The organism is Methanosarcina sp. UBA5 (assembly GCF_002505485.1).
Taxonomy (GTDB): domain Archaea; phylum Halobacteriota; class Methanosarcinia; order Methanosarcinales; family Methanosarcinaceae; genus Methanosarcina.
This window is the reverse complement of record NZ_DAVG01000099.1, coordinates 19925-39795: the sequence shown is the minus strand read 5'-3', so window position 1 is coordinate 39795 and position 19871 is coordinate 19925. Positions and strand designations below refer to the sequence as shown.

Annotated in this window: 13 protein-coding genes and 2 pseudogenes; 11 read left to right on the top strand and 4 right to left on the bottom strand. The window is 40.7% G+C overall.

The features are described 5' to 3' along the window. Positions 1–163: 163 nt before the first annotated feature. From BP621_RS11275 to BP621_RS11235, 9 genes are all read left to right on the top strand, one after another. Positions 164–619, top strand: a complete 456-nt coding sequence (locus tag BP621_RS11275) for a MarR family winged helix-turn-helix transcriptional regulator (RefSeq protein WP_292390052.1) — start codon at positions 164–166, stop codon at positions 617–619. Positions 620–656: 37 nt separating this feature from the next. Continuing rightward, complete coding sequence (locus BP621_RS11270) at positions 657–1016, top strand: TrmB family transcriptional regulator (RefSeq protein ID WP_292389962.1); 360 nt, start codon at positions 657–659, stop codon at positions 1014–1016. 665 nt (positions 1017–1681) lie between these two features. Beyond that, positions 1682–2431 carry an ABC transporter ATP-binding protein gene (locus BP621_RS11265; RefSeq protein WP_292389960.1) on the top strand — a complete coding sequence of 250 codons (750 nt, stop codon included), beginning with the start codon at positions 1682–1684 and terminating at the stop codon, positions 2429–2431. Between the two features lie 165 nt (positions 2432–2596). Then, positions 2597–4012: a hypothetical protein gene (locus BP621_RS11260; RefSeq protein WP_292389959.1), complete on the top strand. Its 1416-nt coding sequence runs from the start codon at positions 2597–2599 to the stop codon at positions 4010–4012. 104 nt (positions 4013–4116) lie between these two features. Then, positions 4117–4527 (top strand): potassium channel family protein, encoded by a 411-nt coding sequence (locus tag BP621_RS11255; RefSeq protein ID WP_292389956.1) that lies wholly within the window; start codon positions 4117–4119, stop codon positions 4525–4527. 716 nt (positions 4528–5243) lie between these two features. After that, on the top strand, positions 5244–5570 hold the full coding sequence (locus BP621_RS11250; RefSeq protein WP_292389954.1) for a CU044_2847 family protein: 327 nt from the start codon (positions 5244–5246) through the stop codon (positions 5568–5570). 157 nt (positions 5571–5727) lie between these two features. After that, on the top strand, positions 5728–7230 hold the full coding sequence (locus BP621_RS11245; protein WP_292390050.1) for an SIR2 family NAD-dependent protein deacylase: 1503 nt from the start codon (positions 5728–5730) through the stop codon (positions 7228–7230). 506 nt (positions 7231–7736) lie between these two features. Next, positions 7737–10862, top strand: a complete 3126-nt coding sequence (locus BP621_RS11240; protein WP_292389952.1) for a WD40 repeat domain-containing protein — start codon at positions 7737–7739, stop codon at positions 10860–10862. 297 nt (positions 10863–11159) lie between these two features. Then, entirely contained in the window at positions 11160–11294 is a 135-nt protein-coding gene (locus BP621_RS11235; protein ID WP_292389950.1) for a hypothetical protein, read from the top strand. A gap of 165 nt (positions 11295–11459) precedes the next feature. Here the strand turns inward: BP621_RS11235 and BP621_RS11230 are convergent, their stop codons facing one another. Both BP621_RS11230 and BP621_RS11225 read right to left on the bottom strand, forming a co-directional pair. Then, positions 11460–12311, bottom strand: a complete 852-nt coding sequence (locus tag BP621_RS11230) for a methanogenesis marker 8 protein (protein ID WP_292389948.1) — start codon at positions 12309–12311, stop codon at positions 11460–11462. A 317-nt stretch (positions 12312–12628) separates the two neighbouring features. Beyond that, positions 12629–13416: pseudogene (locus BP621_RS11225) on the bottom strand (methanogenesis marker 8 protein). 287 nt (positions 13417–13703) lie between these two features. On the opposite strand from BP621_RS11225, the pseudogene BP621_RS11220 reads away from it, so the two are divergent. Both BP621_RS11220 and BP621_RS11215 read left to right on the top strand, forming a co-directional pair. After that, positions 13704–14023, top strand: a pseudogene (locus BP621_RS11220) (DUF6951 family protein). A 447-nt stretch (positions 14024–14470) separates the two neighbouring features. Further along, a complete protein-coding gene (locus BP621_RS11215) occupies positions 14471–15817 on the top strand; it encodes an APC family permease (protein WP_292389945.1) in 1347 nt (448 codons plus the stop codon). 314 nt (positions 15818–16131) lie between these two features. Here the strand turns inward: BP621_RS11215 and uvrB are convergent, their stop codons facing one another. Both uvrB and uvrC read right to left on the bottom strand, forming a co-directional pair. Continuing rightward, complete coding sequence (gene uvrB, locus BP621_RS11210; protein WP_292389942.1) at positions 16132–18144, bottom strand: excinuclease ABC subunit UvrB; 2013 nt, start codon at positions 18142–18144, stop codon at positions 16132–16134. Positions 18145–18243: 99 nt separating this feature from the next. Beyond that, the gene (gene uvrC / locus BP621_RS11205) at positions 18244–19803 is read right to left on the bottom strand and encodes an excinuclease ABC subunit UvrC (RefSeq protein WP_292389939.1); all 1560 of its coding nucleotides are present in this window, start codon (positions 19801–19803) and stop codon (positions 18244–18246) included. Positions 19804–19871 lie beyond the last annotated feature (68 nt).

The following is a 19871-nucleotide window of genomic DNA, read 5'->3' as shown; positions in this document are numbered from 1 at the left end:
TTATAGCATTGTTGATTTATCAACTATTGATTTTTCAATTATTTAATTTCATATAATTGAAAAATCAATATTATTTTATGATTCATTATACATTCGGAAATTATTTACTTCAAAAATATGTTTATGATTATATAATCAGATATGAAGAGGAACAGTGGAAAAAATGGACGAAGCAACGCTGAAGAAAATAATTCTTCTGATGATGGAAAGAGATGCTCTTGATAACTTGATTTTTGAACAGACTTTTCAGAAGAAAATCAGTAGCAAATTTAAGAATCTAAGCAAGAATCAGCCTGTAGTAATCAAGATCATAGGCATGGAAGGTGAAATCATGCCCTCAACCATAGGGAAGTACACAGGTATGGATAAAAGCAGCCTCACCCGAATGGTAGATGATTTGGAGAAAAAAGGGATGGTTTTTCGAAAAACTGACCCTGAAGATCGAAGGAAAGTACTCGTTTCTCTGACTGAAAAAGGATTGGAGTGCTATAACTATTCTAACCAGATTATCGATGAGCTGCTTAAGCTTGTAGATGAAAAGGATACAGAAGATTATGTTAAGAGTCTTGAGACAATGGTGAGGATCTTAAGAAAGGCTGCCAGCCAACAAGTTAGATGAATTTAACTAGAGAATTGGGTAAAAGGAGGAAAATAAAGTGGCTCTTAAAATTGTAGAAAATCTTCAAAAGCTGGGTTTTACCGGAAACGAAGCTAAAATCTACGCAGTACTTGTCCGTCTTAAGCAGGCACGAGCCAGTGAAATTGCAGAAAATGCCGGAGTCCCAAGGCCCAAAATCTATAGAATTCTCAGGGGAATGGAGAAAAAAGGATATGTCTGGATAATTGAGGGTGAGCCTACTCTATTTTGCTGCGTAGAACCTGAAGAGCTCATTTTCAGGATCAGAACGGACTTTATGCTTTCTCTAAACGAGACTGCAAGTGAACTTAATGCTTTGAGCCCGGTAAGCGAGGGATTTTCTTCGGGAAGTTCTTCTAAGTTAAGAGTGCGGGCCTGAGAAAGAAAAGCCGGGAAAAGGAAAAAGTCATTTTTATGTAACAGAAATCATCTTATATAATTTTAAATATTATTAATTAAGACTCTGATAAATTCTTATAATTTTACTTTATCCACGGGCTTGTAACAAGCCCTTTCATAACATTTTCGCGTTCTGGTTGAAAACGAAATCTTGGTAGAATCCAAATAATAATTTTAAACCGGATTTTTGATTAGAAAGTAGTGTACGAAACTCTTTTATATATTTTTGCAGAATACTCTTTAACATTGAAAATTTTAATTAAATGAGCAAAACTAAAAAATTATCTAATGAATGTTAAAGGTTCAATCTTAATCCTTGTTCAATCTGATGCTTTCTGGGAAAAATTACTGACTCTTGACCTACTCTGCAATTTAATTTAGAATTATCTTTATTATTTAGTCCAATTTAGTCTAATCAATCTGATTAGTCCAAATTAGACTAAACATAAATTAAACGATATATGTATATATTTAGCCCAATTTACTTTTATTTACTCTAATATATCTATTAATATTCCAAATTAGTCTAATTTGTTCATGTTTAGTTTAATTTGATATAATTTATTTAATTTAGCCTAATTTACTCTATGACTGGCATTGTACCTTCATTTGCCTGTAAATAACGGGCTTTCAGGAGACTTAAAGATGATTGAAGTAAGAAATATTTTTAAATTCTACGGAAGTACAAAGGCAGTAAATGACATTTCCTTTTCGATTGGAAAAGGTGAGCTTTTTGGGCTTCTGGGTCCTAACGGGTCAGGAAAAACAACTATGATCAGGATGCTTACAGGCCAGATAAAACCAACCTCCGGCTCAGTTAGGGTACACGGCGTGGATGTACTTGAAGACCCGATTCGAGTACGCGAACTTGCAGGCATTGTTCCTGAGCAGGAAACCCCACCAAGTTTTTTGACAGCAGAAGAATACCTCTACTTCGTTGCAAAGATCCGGAAAATGGAAAGCTATGAGAAAACCTGTGAAAAATGGTTCGAATTCCTGGATTTCGGAGACCAGAAAAATTCACTATGCAAAGACCTCTCAAGAGGTACAAGACAAAAATTGATGTTTGCCCAGGCTTTCCTGCATGAACCGGAACTCGCAATTATCGATGAGCCTCTAATCAACCTGGATCCTGTAATTCAGAGAAAAGTAAAGGATTTTCTCGCAGGCTATGTGAAAAACGGAGGAACAGTTTTTATTTCGACACATATCCTCGAGATTGCAAAACAGATCTGTACCAGTATTGGGATCATTTACAAAGGAAAACTGGTCTATACAGGCCGCCTGGACGATCCTACCCTTCAGAGAAGAAACTTTGAAGATTTCTTTCTGGATTTAGTAAGCAGACCAGGGAATTCTGGCACCGGTCTGAGCATACCTGCACAATATGCATAACAGAATAGGGGTGTGAGATTCTCTTATTATGTATAATCCGCAAGCTGGAACAAAGGTAAGGGTAGAAATTGCCTAAAAATAAAAATTGCCTGGAAATATAAGTAAAAGTGACAAAAATGAGTGTAAAAATAGCACAAAAGCGAGACTAAAACTGGCAGGGATTTTATGTTTGATATCTTTAAAAGCATGCTTAAAGAAGAATGGCGAATGCATTCAAATCTTTTCGGAAACAATGGTTTTTCTCTCTTTCCGGTCTTTATCTTTCTCTTCACCTTCTTCGTAAGCCTGGTTCTGCCAATTTTTAGGGAAATCTTTACCTATGCCCAGATTGCGCTCGGGATGCATTACTTTTTTTTGCTTCTGGGAAGCATGGTAGGAGCTTTCGGGCTTATGGGCAGGGAGTTTATGAACCGGCGTTTCGGGCAGGCAAGCATGATAGCATATTCTTCAAGGACGCTTCCTGTTTCCGAGAGATTAATCTTTGCAAACTTCCTTGTAAAAGATGTCGTATATTACTTTGCCCTCTATGTGCTGCCTTTCGTTGCAGGTTTTGCGCTTGCTGCAGCCCTTATCCCGGCAGGAAACTTCCATTTTCCTTTTACCCTTCTCTTCCTTCTCCTGACCCTTTCTCTTTCCTTTATGATCGGGCTTTCCCTGGTATTTTTCTTATCTACTATTTATGCCCATTCCGGAAAGCTGCTGACTTTGGGTTTGCTGGCTGGCTGCGTTTTCCTGCTTTCTATTTCTGGAAATCTGGATTCAGGAATATTTTATAGCCTGCCAAGCCTCTCTTTTTTCCTGCTTTCCTCAAAAAGCCAGTTTCTGCTTTCCTCTGGGCTTATAATCATTCCTTCGGCTTTATCCCTGTTTTTCCTGAAGGTGGACTTCCCCCAGGCGAAAAAGAGCTTCCCAAACTCATTTTCCAGGCTTTGCGGGAAGTTTGGTTCATACAGGTATGCAGCTTTCGTCGCAAAGGATTTCCTTGACCTGAAAAGGAGTGAGGGAGGATTCGGAAAGTTAATCTTCTCGTTCCTGCTGCCTGCGGCTCTTATCTGGATGCTTCTTTCAGCCTTGGGAAAGGTTCTCCCGGCTTTAAATATTCTAATTCTGATTTCCCTTGTTCTGGGAGTACTTTCCTCTTCAATGTATAACTGGCTTACAGAATACGATATCTTTACCTCGTATGCTTTCTTTCCCCTGAAAGTTTCGGACATGATAAGGAACAAACTCAACAGTTACCTTTTCCTGAATCTTGTTCCGTTTATACTTCTGATCCTGCTCACCCTTAAAAAAGACCCTGCATTTCTGCTGCCAACGCTGCTGCTTTTCCTCTCAATTTCGCTTTACATGGTTTCAATACTTATTTACCTAACAGGGCTTTCTCCTTCCATAAATCTCTATAACGGCAGGACTTTCGCTGTATACACGCTCTCAGTCATGCCGCTCCTGCTGGTGAACGTTATCCTCTCAATGTTTGGTCCGTACTATGTGCTTGTAAACCTCCTGCTGGTGCCTCTTGCCCTCTACCTGCTCGGACAGAGCTTCAGAAAATGGGACCGGATCGAAAGCCCACGTTTCTAACAGCGGTATTAGTTAATGGTATCAGCTCTCAGTAAGTCCGAATTTACAGCTTTCACAAATTTCGTTTTAATCTCAGAAGAAAAATACGTTTGGAGGGAAAGATAATGATTCCTTTTCTTTATACATTCTTTATGTTTCTAAAGACACTAAAAACGCTGCTTAAAGATCCTAAGTTCAGGTCCCTCCTTTATTTAACTTTGATAACTCTCGCAGGGGGCACTGTCTTTTACCATAGGGTCGAAGGTTGGAGATGGCTTGACTCTTTCTATTTTTCGGTTATCACCCTGGCAACTGTGGGTTATGGGGACTTTGCCCCTAAAACGGATTTGGGGAAAATTTTTACTGTGATCTATATTTTTACAGGGCTAGGAATTCTGCTGGGTTTTGTCAATCCGATTGGAGAATATATTATAGATAGAAGATTTGAAATGGAAAAGAACAAAAATGAAGGCAAAACTTCTGAAAACAAATTTGATTTCTTCGGAGTACTGGGAAAGCTCAAGGATAAAAAATAGAATTTCTTGCAGAAAAAACCTGTGCTGAGAGAGCTTGAACTGATTTATCCTTTTTATAGTGATTATTACATAAATTATTTTGGAATTGCCAGTAAGTTTTCCACTTAGTGGGTCAGAAGGACTGGAATTTAGAGTTTATTGGCATAGATATCTTTTCATTACATCGGGAGCGCAGAGGGTCACGAATATCCTGTCCTTTATGTCGGGGATGAAGTGAACCCTCGCCTCTTTTTGGTTTCGTTTAAACCTCTGTACCGTTGCTTCTTTGTAAAGTGAGGTTTCTTGGTATCATGGTTACAAGAGTGGGAATGCAACTCTATATTGGGGAAACTTTGTTAAAGATACTAAACTCTTCCCAAGAAACCGGGCGGGCGGCCCGAAGCATACCCCATCCTTTAGGGTGGGGTGGCCGCATGCAATTTGATTTGTATTTGGTTAAGATACAATCTATACGAAATGCGTTATTTTTGTTGCCGCTTCTGTAAACCTAGAAATTGAAATCGATATGCATAGATGATTGCAGTAGTCATTTTTTTAACATTAATAGATTCCTTAACCGATGACGCATGAGATTGTATATAACTATTCTTTTATCTGTATTTCTGACTTCTTTTTCTCATTAGTTCAATACTTATTTTCCCTATATTAGTAAATATCCTTTTATTATTCAATAAAAATACCACTTTAATAATAAATATTTAGAACTGTGATTTTTTATGAAACGCCTTGTAAAATTAACTCTGGAAGATGGTAGTACTGTATTAATAGAAGCAGAAGAGGCTGAAGTTGAAGGGGAAATAACTCGTGTTTCACGTTCATCTACATCTCGTGAGATAGTAAATATCACAAATCAGACATTTGAAGAATCGCTTGGTATTGTAAAGCCTGTTGCTAATACTGTATTGAATCGGTTAAAAGATCTCAGTAAGCAACCGGAAGAAGTTAAAGTTTCTTTTGGCATTTCAATGGATTTAAAAGCCGGTATGTTTATAGCAGCGGGTACGGGCGCTAATTTTAACGTGACTTTGACCTGGAAAAGTTGAGAAATTGTGGAGTTGAAAACATTTCCATTCTGTGTCCTGATTTTTAATTTGCTTTCAAGACAGCAGGTGAGTGGAAAGAAAGGTGAGTGGGGAAAATAAACACGAGAAAAATTGAGAAGAGAATTTAACTTCTTGGGGGGTGTTAGTAGTGCCAACAATGCTGGAAGAGAAGGATTGGGACATTCTTCTTAAGAGAATCAAGTATGGAAAGTGTACTCCTTTTCTTGGATCTGGGGCCTGTTCTGAAAAGATTTCTGTTATTTCCCAGATTGCAAATGAATGGGCAGAAGAGTACGACTACCCAATGGAAGACTCGGACGACTTGACACGGGTGGCTCAGTTTGTGGCTGTGACCCAAGACGAGATGTTTCCAAGGGATGAGATTTGTAATAGAATCACTGAACTGTCAGAAGAAGTCACACCAACATATTTTGAAGCTCGTAATGAAATTCACGGAGTATTAGCCTATCTCCCACTGCCAGTTTATATTACCACAACTTACGATGACCTTATGGTGCAAGCTCTTAAAAGCCGTGGCAAAGCACCAACCCAGGAAATATGTCTGTGGAATGAAGAACTCAGGCAACGCAAACCAACGTCATCAGACTTCGATCCCACTCCGGACAAACCTTTAGTATATCACCTCCATGGATGGTATAAAAGACCAGAGTCACTGGTTCTAACAGAGGACAACTATCTGGACTTCCTTGTTGCCGTTTCAAAGGATCAAAACCTGCTTCCGCCGCGTATTCAGGAAGCATTTGGAGGCACATCTCTTCTTCTTATAGGCTACAAGGTAACTGATTGGGATTTCCGTGTTCTTTGCAGGATTCTTGATGACTACATCGGAAGAAGTGAGAATAGAAAGCACATATCCGTGCAGATCGTGCCAGGGAATGTTTCCGATACCCTTGAAGAAAAAGCTCAGAAATATCTGGATCGCTATTTTGATAAGGATCTTCATATCCAGGTATACTGGCACGATTGCAGCGAATTTGCCGAGGAATTGAAAACACGATGGGAGGCTTTCAAGAGTGATATCACAAAAATAAATGCCGAAAATAGGCAAGCTTTCCTAATTAAAGAAAAAACCGATAAGGTTTCGATACTCTTCTTAGCAGCCGATCCCACTAATGAATCTCGCCTGCGGCTTGGTGAAGAATTTCGAGAGATTCAAGAAAAACTGAAATTGGCTAAATTTCGGGACCGCTTTACATTATTGCCACAATTGTCAGTTCGCCCATCAGATATATCCCAAGCTTTGCTTGATATACAGCCGTATATTGTCCATTTTTCTGGTCACGGCACACCTACTGGTGCGTTATGCTTTGAGGATCTGGAAGGGAAAAATCACCCAATCGAGCCTGATGCGTTGGCTGCATTGTTTGAACAATTTAGTGGTCAGGTGAATTGTGTAGTTTTGAACGCTTGTTACGCAGAGATTCAGGCAAAAGCCATCGCCAAACACATCAAATATGTCATTGGCATGAACCAAGCAATCGGCGATAAAGCTGCTATCGCCTTCGCTATTGGTTTTTACCAGGCATTAGGAGGAGGGCGTAGCATTGAAGAAGCATATAGATTTGGGTGTGTACAAATTCAACTACATGGTATTCCAGAGCATCTAACACCGGTTTTAATAAAGAAGGATCAGTCATAATTGTCACAGTTCAACAAATAAGGATTGAGACGATGGGAGTGGCGTTTAAATTCTAGGTTCAAATAAGCTCCGGGGGTTTAAGGGTGATGTTTCGGCAGGGGCATCCGGGGGTAAGAAGATAGCTTATTTCTCCATCTCAAGAAGGGGAGAATGAACTTGTTCATGGATAAGGAAAGGAAATATTTAGAACTTTTTCCTGAAAGTTGATCCTGAAGGCCGCATCGTGCAGCAAAGAAGCGATTCTCCCCTAAAGTCCCTTTCTTTCGCTATTTCCGTATTTACATTCATTTTCAATAAAAGTACAGCTAAAAAACAGTACTTTATGACAGAAATCCTTGTATTCGATACCAAATTCTAAATTTCGAGAAAATTTACGATCTGAATTTGAAATTAACGTTGCTTATTATCCAATTGGATAAATAGTTTGAATTTTAAACTTTGTGAAGGGTGTTAGTAATGCCAACAATTTTCCGCAGAATTGAGAACGCGATGGGAGGCTTTCAATAGTGGGACCTGAATTCCAGGCTTATGTGGGTCCTCGACCTTTTGAACTGGAAGATAAATTCATTTTTTTTGGAAGAGACCGTGAAGCTCGAGATCTCCTGTCCCTGGTCATTGCACATAATCTGGTTCTCGTCTATGCCCAGTCGGGTGCAGGTAAGACTTCACTTTTCAATGCAGGGCTTATTCCTCTCTTGAAAGAAAACCAGTTCGAAGTTCTGCCAGTAGCACGAGTTAAAGGTACACCTTTGAATAACATAAAAACTGATGAGATCTCGAATATATACGTCTTTAATACCCTAACAAGCTGGGCTGAAGGTGAGTGTAATATTAAGTGCCTGGCTAGAATGAAACTTGTTGATTTTTTGAATGGGCAGAGTCGTATGCAGGATGAAGAGGGTATGCCTTTACCTCGTGTCGTCATCTTCGATCAGTTTGAGGAAATATTCTCTTTGTATCAGGACCGCTGGAAAGATAGGGACGGATTCTTTGAGCAAGTAAGCACTGTTCTGGAAGCAGATCCTCTCTTAAGGGTTGTTTTTGTCATGCGGGAGGATTTCATAGCTCAGCTAGATCCCTATGCAGATCTTCTGCCCGACAGATTGCGGACGCGTTTTCACGTAGAGAGTCTGCGCCGCGAGGCTGCACTGCTAGCAATCAAAGGACCGTTAAAATATACTGGTCGTTCTTTTGAAGAGGGCGTAGCAGAAAAACTTGTCGATGAGTTGCTAACAATTCGAGTTGAAACAATGCCCGGCAAGACCGCTGAGGTAAAAGGAGAGTTCATAGAAGCTGTGCAACTTCAGGTAGTATGCCAGAACCTCTGGAGGGAGTTACCACCAGATGTAAGGCAAATAACGTTTCAGCACCTGAAAACCTATGGTAATGTAGAACAGGAACTTTACAGATTTTACGAAGAGGCTATAAGGGCAGCGGCAGAGAAGGCACACATTGATGAGGAGGGTCTGCGCAGATTGTGCGGTGAAGTGATGATAACAACAATGGGGACGCGAGGGATGGTGTATCGGGCTCACGATTTCACTGGCGGGATTCCTAATGCAGCTATTGATGTGCTTGAAAGCATGCACCTTATTAGAGCAGAGTGGCGGGCAGGTGCGCGCTGGTATGAACTGACACACGACAGGTTTATCAAACCGATACTATTTTCTAACAAGGTTTTTAATGATGAACTGGCAGAGAAGAAACGGGCAAAGGAAGAACAGGCAGAGAAAGAATTGAGCAGAAGCCGCAATAAGAAAATGGGTGCAGCTTTCTTCATAATTTTAATTATAGCTGGATTTGCAACCTATCACTGGTATCTGGCAGAGACAGAGATGAGAGAAGCTCATGTTTCAGATGAGTTAAATTTAAAATCCAGCCTTCTACAAGGAGATCCTAGAAATCTAGATAAAAGTGTCCTTCTTGCTATTGAATCATTCAGAATTAGTAGGACATTGGATGCTGATCAGTTAATGTTGGGTGCTGATCGGTTAATACGTCAGGGATTATTACTCATACCTCATAGCGTTGTGGTTCTGAACCATGGTGACGGGGTGAATAATGTTATGTTCAGTCCTGATGGAAAATACGTCGCAACGGCGAGCAATGGCAAAGCAGCACGTTTATGGAATGCATCTACAGGTAAACAAATCTTTGTTCTGAACCATGAAGGTTCGGTAAACAACGTTGCGTTCAGCCCTGATGGAAAATATATCGCAACGGCGAGCAATGACAACACAGCATGTTTATGGAATGCATCTACAGGTAAAGAAATTTCTGTTCTGAACCATGAGGGTCCGGTAAACAATGTTGCGTTCAGCCCTGATGGAAAATACATCGCAACAGCGAGTTCTGACAGTACATCACAAGTATGGAATGTAGCTACAGGTAAACAAATCTTTGTTCTGAACCATGGTGATGTGGTGAATAACGTTGTTTTCAGTCCTGATGGAGAATACGTCGCTACAGCGAGCAATGACAGTACATCACGTTTATGGGATGCATCTACAGAATATGATATTCTGAACCATGATAATAAGGTATTTAAAATTGTTTTTAGTCCTGATGGAAAATACGTCGCTACAGCGAGCAATGACAGTACATCACGTTTATGGGATGCATCTACGGGTGAACAAATATTGGCTCCTCTCAAACATAATGGTTTAGTGAGTAATGTTGTTTTCAGTCCTGATGGAAAATATATGGCAACGGCGAGTTGGGACAATACATCACGCGTGTGGAATGCATCTACGGGTCACGTATGGAATGTTTCTACAGGTAAAGAAATCTTTGTTCTGAACCATGAGGGTCCGGTAAACAATGTTGTGTTCAGCCCTGATGGAAAATATATTGCAACGGTGAGTTCTGACAAAACAGCACGTTTATGGAATGCATCTACAGGTGAACAAATTTTGGTTCTGAACCATAATGGTTCGGTAAATGATGTTGTTTTTAGTCCTGATGGAAAATACATCGCAACGGCGAGTTCTGACAAAACAGCACGTTTGTGGAATGCATTTACAGGTGAACAAATTTTGGTTCCTTTCAAACATTATGATAGGGTGGTTAAAGTTGTTTTCAGTCCTGATGGAAAATACATCGCAACGGCGAGTCGTGACAAGACAGCACGTTTATGGAATGTTTCTACGGGTGAACAAATTACTGTTCTAAGACATTATGATAGGGTGGTTAAAGTTGTTTTCAGTCCTGATGGAAAATTCATCGCAACGGCGAGTTGGGACAACACAGCAAGTCTATGGAATGTATCAACAGGTGAAAAATATTTTGTTTTGAACCATGATGGTCCAGTATATAGTGTTGTATTCAGTCCTGATGGAAAATATGTAGCAACGGCAAGCAATGACAGTACATCACATGTATGGGATACATCTAAAGGTAAACAAATTACTGTTCTGAACCATAATGGTCCGGTAAATGATGTTGTTTTCAGTCCTGATGGAAAATATATGGCAACGGCGAGTGCTGACTATAAAGCAAGGTTGTGGATATTTAATATAGATAATCTTATAAATGAAGCTAGCAGTCGTTTAACCCGGAATCTTACACCAGAGGAATGGAAAAAGTATATGGGTGATGAGCCTTATCACAGGACATTTCCAAATTTACCTTAAATGTTTGCAAGTATAGGAATTATATACAAATAGTACAAAATCAAACACAGTCATCATCGTAACTCCTGACCAAGAGAGTTCTCAACATCGACTTTTTTCATGAAGTATACAATCAAGCACATTCGGAGTTACAATTCGTTCAGTGGTTTATACAGTTGGGATTTAATGCCATTGATTTCTCAGTTCAGCCGCGTAAGTCTTATAAATAAACAATTATTTGGGCTGGAAACTTATTTATAACTTTAAGACTAAATAATTAACTACTCATATAAAATACTAAGATAGAGAGGTTTCTATATGACAAAAAAACCTACAATGGGCGACAGTTCAAAAGCTAGTACGTCTGGTGGAAAACCGCAGGCAAAGGCTTCAGCCGATAAGCCGTCAAAGAAGGATGTAAAACCATCCAAGCCGGGCAAGAAAGAAAAATAATCAACATAAACCAGTTCCTCAGGTAGTAGTTTATCACTTCAATCTACACCCGGAAAATATGGAGCACAATAGAATTTTAAAGCCTTTTATATATTATAAAATTTAAAAAGAATATTACATAACAAGTATAAAAAAGTAGATAAACTATTGCCTGAATTACTTTCTTTAAACAAGATTTTTCGGCTGTTTATGTGCAGGGAGCACAGGCAGCTTCGTTGTATTGATTAGAATTGGGCTCTGAATGTCCTTTGCCCTTTCAATCACAAGTTCTTTTCCTTTCTGGGTAAGGGCAAAAAGCGGAATTGCGGCCGCTACCTGCATTAGAGGCTTTGCAAGTTCCCTTATGTGTCTGGAGGCACAGCTGATTACGATATCCGAGTTTTCAAGAATCCCCTGAGCTTCTTCCTTGCTTACTCCCGTAACATGTACGGCAACTATTATCAGGTCAAGCCTGAGTTCGATTTCAAGCTTTCTCAGGTTTTTTGCGGTTTTCAGGTCGGCTACGGTTACCGCGATCTTTCTGTAGCCAAGTTTGGCGGCTTTCCTTACCCCACTTGCCGGATCAATGGCTGCGGTTGAGGGATCAAGCACAGTTCCTCCACGCTCTTCAATTCCCTTAATAACTGCATCTATTGGTTCGGTTTCAACTAGGCCGGACATCCTACCTCCAATTCCCTGAACCAGAGCCGGATTGCCTGATATAACAGTCCCTGCACCGTCGCAGGCGGTTACAGTTGTTTCTATAAAGCCGCTATTGAGGCCGCTCATCATTATTTCTGAAGCACCAAAGGCAACAACGGTTGTTTCAAATTCGAGCTTACGATTCTCTGTAAACATTCCTAACTCGCGGATCTGGGACTCCATATTTTTCCGGATTTCTTCCGGAGTCATCTTCTGGACTCCCCGCAGTTTGACAAAAAGTGGGCACCATTCGACTACAGGAGCTCCGACTTCTATCACTTTTCCGTCTTTTACGACTACCCTGGCTTTACCCATCATTTCCATTATGTGAGGCATTAGAAACACACCTTCCGGAATCAAAAATAATATTACTTGATATTCTGATTCTTGCCTTAATTATTCTAACTTTCTATGGTGATTCTACCGTACAAACGACCTGATCTTACTTTTGCTCAGGCTGAAATCTTAAATCTGTTAATGAAATGGAGTATTGGGAGAGAAGGAGGAAGATAAGAAAGAAGAACAGAGAGCGAAAGAAGAAAGAAAAGTGAAGCATTAAATAAAAAGCTAAAGAACAGGGTTAAAAAAGGTAAAGTAAAAAAAGTAATAACGATGTCTATACCGTTTTCATTCGTTTTACTTCAATTTTCGTTTTACTTTAATTCTGTTGGCTGTTTGTTTTCAGGCAATGTAGGCAAAGGCATGGTATTGATCAGAAGTGGACTTTTGACATCCTTTGCCCTTTCAATCATAAGTTCTTTTCCTTTCTGGGTAAAGGCAAAAAGCAGAACTGCAGCTCCTACCTGGGCAAGAGACTTTACAAGATCTCTCATGTACTTTGAAGCGCAGCTGGTTGTAATATCAGCGTTTTCAATCAGGGTCTGGGCTTCCTCTTTGTTTAAACCTGTAACATGTACGCCAATTAATATTAAATCAAGCTCGAGTTCGGCTTCAAGTTTCCCTAATTCTTTTGCGGTTTCAGCGAAAGCCACGGTTACTGAAATTTTTTTGTAACCGAGTTCTGCTGCCTTCCGAACTCCTGCAACCGGGTCTATTTTTGCAGTTGATGAGTCAAGCACGATCCCGCCGCGTTCCTGAATCCCGTTGATAATTCCGTTAATCGGCTCGGTTTCGACAAGTCCGGACATCCTGCTGCCCATGCCCTGAACAAGGATTGAGTTATTGGAAATTACAGTTCCTGCGCCTTCGCAGGCGGTTACGGTTGTATCAAGCAAACCCCGACTCAGGCCTGTAAGCATAACTTCTGATGCTCCGAACCCTACAAGTCCTCAAGCTCCAGCTTGTGTTTATCCGTAAACATTCCGAAATCGCTTATCCTAAACTCCATGTTCTTCCTAATTTCTTTCGGAGTTATCCTCTGGATTCTGCGCACCTTGGCAAAGATAGGAAACCATTCAACTTCAGGCTCCCCGACTTCAATGACTAGAGTTTCTGATTATTTTATATTTTAAACGAAACTTACTTGTGTGCAAGTAAGTATTTTTTAACGTTAAGAGATAAAATTGACGCTTGTGATTAATTACTTAATAATTTATTGTCTTTGGACTATTAATTTTACCTTTGTCTATTTTCCTCTCAATTTGAATATTCTTTGGAAAACTGAATTTTAATTATTTATTTATTTATTTATTTATTTATTTATTTATCTGATATTTACTTATATGCAAGTAAGTAATTGTGATAATAATGAATAAAGAAGGTGACAGGTTGACTGAATTTACTGTAAATTCGAATCTCTGTGGTTTTGTTCACAAAATACGTGGAAGCAAAAAAGGAAATAAAATTATTGTCGACATCGAAACCCCATGTGCAAAGGTAAAGAAAATTTCTCACATGGAAGTCCCATGATAAAAATTCTGGATATCAAAAACAATTATGTTATTGACAGGGCACATGAAGCAGATTGTTCTTCAAATTGTCTTGTACCCTGTGCAGTACTTAACCTATGCAGAATGGAGAGCGGTTTCCTTGCAAAATCCCTGGTAAAAAAAGCAGGTAGCATCAGTATCGAATTCAATGAAATCTAAAAATGCATTTTAATCATTAATAGTATTCTCTTAGATAATTTTGTTATTGAGTTTTTTATATTACCTACTTCAACATTTGTTAAAATAATTTATCATAAGGTTGTAATTAGTCATAAAACCGTAAAAACAGGACAAAACGAGCCTCTACATCAAAGAGGTAATGATGAACATAAAGCTTAAGAAAAAACCTTATTTTTGCCTGTTCAGGGACGAGGATCTGTATTTATCAATTTTTCCATTCCTTTTTTGTAAACCCTGGTGTGTCTTCTCATTCGATAAATCGATGAACCATTTTATATAGTAAGTACTATTCAACTAGGTTATTAACGGATACGTGTGTGGTTATTGGATGGAAAGATTGATTTTTCTAGGACCCTCACTTGCTTATATATAAGTAAGCATACTACCCTTAAGTTGACTTTAGGATAAAATAGGCTTAACGATAAAATGACCGATCTTGAAAAAACAATTACTTTAAAGAAAGGAATAGGGCTTGCAATCTGCATGCTCATAGGCACAGGAATCCTCGCACTGCCCGGCCTGGCTCTCAGCATGGGGAATGTCCATGAAGCAATCCTTGGATGGCTCCTTATAACCTTCGTTACCATTCCGAGGGTCCAGATTTGCTCCAGGCTTGGCCTGAGATTCCCTTCGGCATCCGGGCTTGCCGGCTATGCAGAAAAAGCAGTCGGACCCGGGGGCAGATATTCGGTCTCTTATCTTGTAAGCGGTTCTTACCTTTTTGGGCTTCCTGCCGTTGCTTTTATTGGCAGTGAATATATGCGACAGCTTTTTAATCTCTCCGAATTGGGAGGAACCTTTTGTGCAATCCTTCTTGTAAGCTTGATGTTTATTTCAAACCTATTTGGGATAAGAGCTATCACTTTGATCAACTATCTGGCACTGACTGTACTTTTTCTGCTTATAGGACTGATTATTATCTTTAACCTCGATTTTCTCGGTTCCGGGCTGAGAATTGCTGGAGAAGCTCTGAGCGGTCATGGAAACGTAAACCCAAATACAGTGTGGAATGTTACAGCCTTGCTTTTCTGGGCTTTCCTGGGCTGGGAAAACCTTTCTTTTTCCCTTGGAGAGATGAAGGACCCAGAAAAAAACGTTCCCCGCCTATACTGGCTGAGTTTCGTTCTGGTCGCTGCAATCTATGTTTTACTTGCCCTGATAAGTGTAGGAGCCAGTGTTACAGGAGTTTCCCTTAAAGGGGCTGCCGGTCTATCCAGCCTTGTCCTTTTTACTCCAGGCGGAAATTTTCTGATATGGCTTATAATAGTAGTGCTTGCAGCAAACGCCTGCTCCTGGAACTTTACTGCAAGCCGTTTAATCTATGCAGCTGGCAGGACAGGTGTTTTCCCCGCAGTGTTCGGAAAGCTCTCAAAAAGGAATATTCCAATATCCAGTCTTGTGACTCTATATGCACTGTCAGTTTCCCTGATTACGGTTTGCTATCTTTTCAAAGTTCCCATTACGGCTATGATGCTGCTCGTAAACCAGAACTTTATTTTCCTCTGCGGCTTCATCATAATTGCTTACTGGAAAACAGAAACAGGCTGGCAGAAATGGACCTTTTCGGTTCTTTCACTTATGTCTTTGAGCTTTCTGGCGTCAGGATTTACCTGGAAGGTCATATATCCGGTATTTCTGATTGGGCTTGGTTATTTCAGGTTTATCGTAAAAAAGGAAAATACATTATCTCCGCAGGCAGTAGATTCACAGTCTAAGCAGGAACTCGTGCTTCTTGAAGACTCTCAGGAACTCTCCCAGCCTACAAAACAATAAGATCAGTCTTCTGGCAGTAATCTGACCTTATTAGGGCCTATCTATACCGAGAAACCATTAACACTATATTTAATCTTGTAAATAAAGCTGAATAAACCTCAAAAATAATTCTTTTTTAGAGTGACCTAACACATTTTACAATGTGTAGATTTTTGAAGTATATGAAAATGACTGATTGAGGAAAAATATTCACGAATAAAAAGTTTCCTCATCATTTCAGGTTACTTTTTTCTCTCTGACTATTTACCTCTTCGGCCATTTACTTCTTAGGCTACTTTCCTCTCAGGATATTTTTCCCTTAAGTCACTTTTCTCTCAAGCTACTTTGATCTCTTTCTCCAGCTTCTTTATCATTTCCCTTACCTGGATTGCCCGCTCGAAGTCCAGCCGATCAGCAGCTTCCTTCATTTCGGTTTCCAATTCGATAATCATATTGGGAATATCTGTTTTCGGGATGTGTTTGGTGTCGGTGATATCCACGACCTTTTCCCTGATGGGTTTCCTGATAGTTGTCGGGACGATGCCGTGTTCCTTATTATAGGCAATCTGCATGGAGCGACGGCGTTCGGTCTCATTAACGGCTTTTTTGATGGAATCGGTCATGTTGTCGGCATACAGGACAACCTTCGAGCTGGCGTTCCGGGCTGCGCGACCTATTATCTGGATCAGGCTCTTTGAATCCCTCAGAAAGCCTTCCTTATCCGCATCCAGGATGCCGATAAAGCCCACTTCCGGAATATCAAGCCCTTCCCTGAGCAGGTTGATCCCGACCAGGACATCGAACTTGCCAAGGCGCAGTTCGCGAATAATCTCAGTCCGTTCTATGGTTTTAATGTCCGAGTGCAGGTAACGGGCTTTGATTTCATTCCTGGCAAGGTATTCGGTAAGTTCTTCTGCAAGCTTTTTTGTCAGAGTGGTCACAAGGGCACGATCTCCCCTTTCCACAATTTTCTGAATTTCCTGCATAACATCCCTGACCTGTCCTTCAAGAGGACGAATTTCCACTTCAGGGTCAACAAGCCCTGTGGGGCGGATAATTTGTTCCACGATCTGGGCTGAGTGCTCCCTTTCGTAATCTGCAGGAGTTGCCGAGACAAAAATCACATTTTTCATATACTTCTCGAACTCATCGAACTTCAGAGGCCTGTTATCGTAGGCACTGGGAAGCCTGAACCCGTAATCGACAAGGCTCCTCTTCCTTGAGCGATCTCCATTGTACATGCCATGAAGCTGCGGGATGGTCTGGTGGCTTTCATCAATAACCAGCAGGAAATCCTCAGGGAAATAGTCAAGCAAGCAGAAAGGTTTCTCTCCCGACTTGCGATGGTCAAAGTGCCGCGAATAGTTTTCAATGCCCTTGCAACTGCCGGTTTCCTGAATCATTTCCATATCATAAAGCGTGCGCTGCTTTAACCTGTGAGATTCGAGCAGCCCAAGTTCAGGAAGGTGTTCTTCGAGCTCTTCGAGAATGGACTGAATTGCACTTTTCTGCTCATCCTCAGGAATTACATAGTGCCTGGCAGGATAAACAAAAAAGTAATCCATGTCTTCTGTCTTCTGTCCAGTTTGCTTATCCACCTCAGAAATCCTGTCTACTTCGTCTCCGAAGAGCTCAATCCGGATAATATTGTCAAAATACCCGGGAATAATGTCAATGGTATCCCCTTTTACCCTGAAGCGCCCTGGCATAAGCTCAAGATCATTTCGCTCGAACAGGATCTCGACGAGCTTTTGCAGGATTTCTTTTCTTTTAACCTTATCTCCTACTTTTAATTCAAATCCCATTTTCTGGAAATTTTCAGGATTGCCAAGCCCGTAGATACAGGATACGGATGCCACTACAATAACGTCCTGGCGCGACATCAGGGAAGCAGTGGCAGCAAGCCTCATTTGCTCGATTTTCGGGTTAATCTGGGCATCTTTTTCAATATACTGGTCCTTGGCAGGAAGATAGGACTCAGGCTGATAGTAGTCGTAATAGGAAACAAAATACTCTACCCTGTTTTCAGGGAAGAACTCCTTGAATTCGTTATAAAGCTGGGCGGCAAGGGTTTTATTATGAGCAATAACAAGGGTCGGTTTCCTGACCTGATTTATAACATTTGCAACAGTATATGTCTTCCCTGACCCTGTTACTCCAAGCAAGGTCTGGTACTGCTTTCCTTTTTTCAGCCCCTCCACAAGTTTTTCGATTGCCTGTGGCTGGGAACCCTTGGGTTCAAAATCGGAAACCAGCTTAAACTGCGGGCTGTCCCAATATCGGGCATCTCGTATTGTTTCGGAGAATTTTTGAGAGGACGTCTGGGACGTTTGGTCAGAAGGATTCATAAAATCAAGACCTTATAATATTAGATAGTAATTATCAAATTTTAAATATATAAATCATGTTGGCAATTAAGGGATAGATTCTTTTTAATTTTCAAGAACTCACTGATTTTTAGGAATCAATGATTTTTGCCTCAGCAGGCGGTTGTAGGTAATTGCAAACCTGTGGGCCTCGTCCCGGATTTCCTGGACAAAGAGCGAGGCTTTCTCGTCTTTTTTAATGGGAAGCGGAGACTTGATTCCGGGCACATAGATTTCTTCTTCCCGTTTGGCTATCGAGATAAGAGGAACCCTGATTTTAAGCTTTCTGAGCTCCTGAAAAGCTGAAGAGAGCTGTCCTTTCCCCCCATCTATAATAATAAGGTCAGGCAGATCGTGTTTATCCTCAAGCAAACGGGAATAGCGCCTGCGTACAACCTCGGCAATGGAAGCGAAATCGTCAATTCCCTCAACACTCTCGATCTTAAAGCGGCGGTAATTGTGTTTATCTGGCCTGCCTCCCCGGAACTGCACCATTGAGCCGACCGTAGCAGTGCCTGAGAGGTGAGATATATCGAAACATTCTATAACATTCGGAAGTTTAGAAAGGGAGAGTTTACTTTGCAGGGCTTCGAGCTTTTTCCGGTCTCCGAAGAAGCCAATCTCAACATTTTTCAGGGCAAGGTCAAGAAGTTCCTTTTTCTCTCCTTGTTTCGGAACTGTAACTTTTACTTTTGTTCCCTTGACATGGGAGAGGAAATCAATAAACGACTCTTCAAGAGATTCGGGAAGGATCAGCTCTTCAGGTGGTTCATTCTCGGAATAATACTGTACAAGAAATTCTTCCAGGAAATTTTCCCCGAAGGCAAAGACAAAGTCCTGTTTGTCCTCAAGCGTACCTTTGTAGACCTTGAAAAGCATGAGATAAACGGTATCATCCCTGATAATATAGTTCAAAATGTCCTCGTTATGCTTTTTTTGCCTCTCCATATTTTGCTTTTCCTGAAGGTACTCAAGAGCTGCAATCTCATCCCGCAGAGCCATGGCCTGCTCGAATTGTTGCCGAGATGCCAGCTCCCTCATTTCTTTTTCCATTGACTCGATAAGCTCTTTGATATTGCCTTTAAGGACAGAAGCAGCTTTCTTCACTTTCTCGGCATAGTCTTCCGTGGAAATTGCGCCTATACAGGGCCCGCTGCATGCCGCTATATGGTATCGGAGGCAGGCCCGTTTTGGCATCTGTTTGCAGGTCCGGAGCTGGAAGGTCTTTCTTACAACCTCAAAAATGTAATCTCTTTCCTTTGCCGAGACAAAGGGACCGAAAAAGCTTCCGTTGTCTGTCCTTTTCCTAGAAAGCCTGATCCTTGGAAACTTTTCATCGGTTAAATGAATGCAAGCATACCGCTTTGAGTCCTTTAGAAGAATATTGTACCTTGGCCAGTGTTTCTTGATAAGGGTATTTTCTAGAAGGAAAGCCTCTACTTCCGTGCTCGTGACAATAAAATCAAGGCCCCTTACAGCTTCTATAAGGCTCGTGGTTTTTGGGTCATGGTCTCGTTTCTGGAAATAGCTGCTCACCCGTTTTTTAAGGTCTTTTGCCTTGCCTACGTAAATCACAATCCCTTCTTCGTTCTTGAAAAGATAACAGCCAGGCAGGTGAGGAAGAGCCTCCAGGTCAATCATTTTTAAACCTCTTATTCAAGTTTTTAAATCTTTAAAGGGAGCTTAAATCAGCTTAAATTACCAAAATC

What these genes read in the sequence shown, in the direction of transcription:
- BP621_RS11275 (WP_292390052.1), top strand. Translation starts at nt 164, where the DNA reads ATGGACGAAGCAACGCTGAAGAAAATAATTCTTCTGATGATGGAAAGA.
- BP621_RS11265 (WP_292389960.1), top strand. Translation starts at nt 1,682, where the DNA reads ATGATTGAAGTAAGAAATATTTTTAAATTCTACGGAAGTACAAAGGCA.
- BP621_RS11260 (WP_292389959.1), top strand. Translation starts at nt 2,597, where the DNA reads ATGTTTGATATCTTTAAAAGCATGCTTAAAGAAGAATGGCGAATGCAT.
- BP621_RS11255 (WP_292389956.1), top strand. Translation starts at nt 4,117, where the DNA reads ATGATTCCTTTTCTTTATACATTCTTTATGTTTCTAAAGACACTAAAA.
- BP621_RS11250 (WP_292389954.1), top strand. Translation starts at nt 5,244, where the DNA reads ATGAAACGCCTTGTAAAATTAACTCTGGAAGATGGTAGTACTGTATTA.
- BP621_RS11245 (WP_292390050.1), top strand. Translation starts at nt 5,728, where the DNA reads ATGCTGGAAGAGAAGGATTGGGACATTCTTCTTAAGAGAATCAAGTAT.
- BP621_RS11235 (WP_292389950.1), top strand. Translation starts at nt 11,160, where the DNA reads ATGACAAAAAAACCTACAATGGGCGACAGTTCAAAAGCTAGTACGTCT.
- BP621_RS11230 (WP_292389948.1), bottom strand. Translation starts at nt 12,311, where the DNA reads ATGCCTCACATAATGGAAATGATGGGTAAAGCCAGGGTAGTCGTAAAA.
- BP621_RS11215 (WP_292389945.1), top strand. Translation starts at nt 14,471, where the DNA reads ATGACCGATCTTGAAAAAACAATTACTTTAAAGAAAGGAATAGGGCTT.
- uvrB (WP_292389942.1), bottom strand. Translation starts at nt 18,144, where the DNA reads ATGAATCCTTCTGACCAAACGTCCCAGACGTCCTCTCAAAAATTCTCC.
- uvrC (WP_292389939.1), bottom strand. Translation starts at nt 19,803, where the DNA reads ATGATTGACCTGGAGGCTCTTCCTCACCTGCCTGGCTGTTATCTTTTC.